Consider the following 2212-nt stretch of genomic DNA (forward strand, 5'->3'; position numbering starts at 1 on the left):
AGTAGGACGTCGCCAAGCAAAAACCTAAGTCGTTTTGACTTAGGTTTTTTTGTGTTTATTTTTATTATTTTAAATTTAAAGGTAAGAATTACCTTTTCAAGAATATAGTCCAGATGTAAAAAGAATGTTTGTGATCTTACATAACCTTTTGTGCTTTTAAAGGATTTTACATTAGAAAAAATCTATAATTAAGGTAGTTAACATATATTTTTGATGGGTGTGGGGAATTATGAAAGAAATATGCATGTTATTAGTGGCTGTTATATTATGGGGCACAGCCATTGCGCCAACAAAATGGGCGTTAGAATCTATTCAGCCGTTTACTTTGTTATTTATTCGTCTTTTCTTTGCAGGTGGAATTTGTATGCTATTCTCATTTAAGGAATTACAAAAATCAGTTGTACATAAAAAAGTTCCATGGAAAAGAATGAGTTTGTTAGCTTTTACCGGTGTAGCTGGTTATTTTATGTTTACATCCTACGGCATTTCTTTAACAAGTGGATTACATGTGAGTATTATAGATGCTGCATTACCATTAGTTACAATTCTTTTTTCAGCACTCTTTTTAAAGGAGGAAATTCGATTGAATTATTGGATAGGAATTATATTGGGTGCTATAGGAGTACTCTTTATTACGATTCCATCTAAAAGTGCTAATCAAGAAGTGTCCTTAATAGGAGATATACTAATATTATTAAGTACTTTTCTATTTGCTTTCTACACAGTTTTGCTAAAACGACCAAAACAAGAACAGTATTTATCAAACGAGGTTTTTACAACATTAACTTTAATTATTGGAGCTGTTATTCTCTTACCGTTTGCACTGGTAGAAATTTTTTATTACGGTCTCCCAAAGGTTGAAACCTGGAAAACGGGACTTAGTGTAATATACCTTGTTATTGGAGCAACAATTTTAGCGTATTGGTTTTGGAATAAAGCGCTAGAGAGAGTTTCAGCATCAGTAAGCGGATTATATTTAAATGCATTACCATTAATAAGTATTATTACTTCAATTATTCTATTAAATGAATCTCTGACATGGAGAGTAATAATGGGAGCGAGTTTAGTCTTAATTGGAGTAGGATGGGTGGATAAGCAAAAGTTATGTAATCTATTAAAAGGTAACAAGGTGGAGAATAGAGACTGTTAAACAGTATGATTTATATAATTGAAATGTTAAAAAGATACCTTATATATGAGGTATCTTTTTTATTTAGCAAAGATAATAGACTAAAGTTAGTATGGATATTCTTTGCTGTATTTATATGTGTCGAAATCATTTTGAAATATTGTTTGGACAAGTTGTATACATTCAGTATCATAAAAGCTTTCAAAAGTTGGATGACGTGGAAATAAAGGATCAGTAATATCGCCTTCGCTAAAATTACCTTTATAAATCATGGCGGGAGTTTGATGATGCCATGATGTTGAGAACTCATTTATTGGTGCGGTTTTTAATTCGAAACGCTTTTCTAATTCTTTCATTTCCTGATCGAAGTTTTCTAAGTATATATAATTGGTCACATATTCTTCTTCACCAGCTATATATTGTTGTGTGAAATGTGGGTTAATATCACTTGCGTGAGCCCCTTTTATAAATAGATAGTATAGAAATTGTTTAAATGAGATCCCTTTGGAGGAATTTTCATCTTGATATAAAAACTTTCGGATGGGTTTCCATTCGGGATTTTCCATATAAGGAGGTCCAATTAAGGATACGAAAGAACTGACTGCTCTCCTATAAGGGTTACGAACAAGTTTAAAAGTTTCTTTTTGTTTTTCTCGTAACGCTACTCCTAGTCGTACACTATAGGCAGGTGTACTTTTGTATATATCATATTCATAATTATGAATGAAAGGACTATAACTTAGAGCGGTTTGTAATAAATCAATCTGGTAAAAGAACCATTTAGCAAGAGAAGTACAGCCGCTTTTTTGACTCCAAAAAAGAATGATTGGAAACTTCCTATGATAGTGTGGGCTTCTTGAATGGGAGCTTATGATGTGTAATAAAGAAGGATTGAACAAGTTCTACACTCCTTTCAGTTATCTTATTGATATGTATGAGAAATAAAAGGGGGGTATGAGAGTCTTTTTCATCTTTTTAAAAAAAATGAAAGATTAATATTGACTATTATTATATAGAGGTGTAATATAGGACAAGTCGCCGATGACATTAACGTCGAAAGCGACAAACGAAATAAAAAACTTA

2 protein-coding genes are annotated in these 2212 nt (G+C 31.7%); one reads left to right on the forward strand and one right to left on the reverse strand.

Features of this window, described 5'->3' with window-relative positions; genetic code table 11:
- The first annotated feature begins 229 nt into the window (after nt 1-229).
- Nucleotides 230-1150, forward strand: a complete 921-nt coding sequence (locus tag DN404_RS30255; RefSeq protein ID WP_149215876.1) for a DMT family transporter — start codon at nt 230-232, stop codon at nt 1148-1150.
- An 86-nt stretch (nt 1151-1236) separates the two neighbouring features.
- Here the strand turns inward: DN404_RS30255 and DN404_RS30260 are convergent, their stop codons facing one another.
- Nucleotides 1237-2028: a sulfotransferase family 2 domain-containing protein gene (locus DN404_RS30260; protein ID WP_000483017.1), complete on the reverse strand. Its 792-nt coding sequence runs from the start codon at nt 2026-2028 to the stop codon at nt 1237-1239.
- Between the last annotated feature and the right edge of the window lie 184 nt (nt 2029-2212).

The organism is Bacillus sp. TE8-1, from assembly GCF_008368855.1.
Lineage (GTDB): Bacteria > Bacillota > Bacilli > Bacillales > Bacillaceae_G > Bacillus_A > Bacillus_A cereus.

What these genes read in the sequence shown, in the direction of transcription:
- DN404_RS30255 (WP_149215876.1), top strand. Translation starts at nt 230, where the DNA reads ATGAAAGAAATATGCATGTTATTAGTGGCTGTTATATTATGGGGCACA.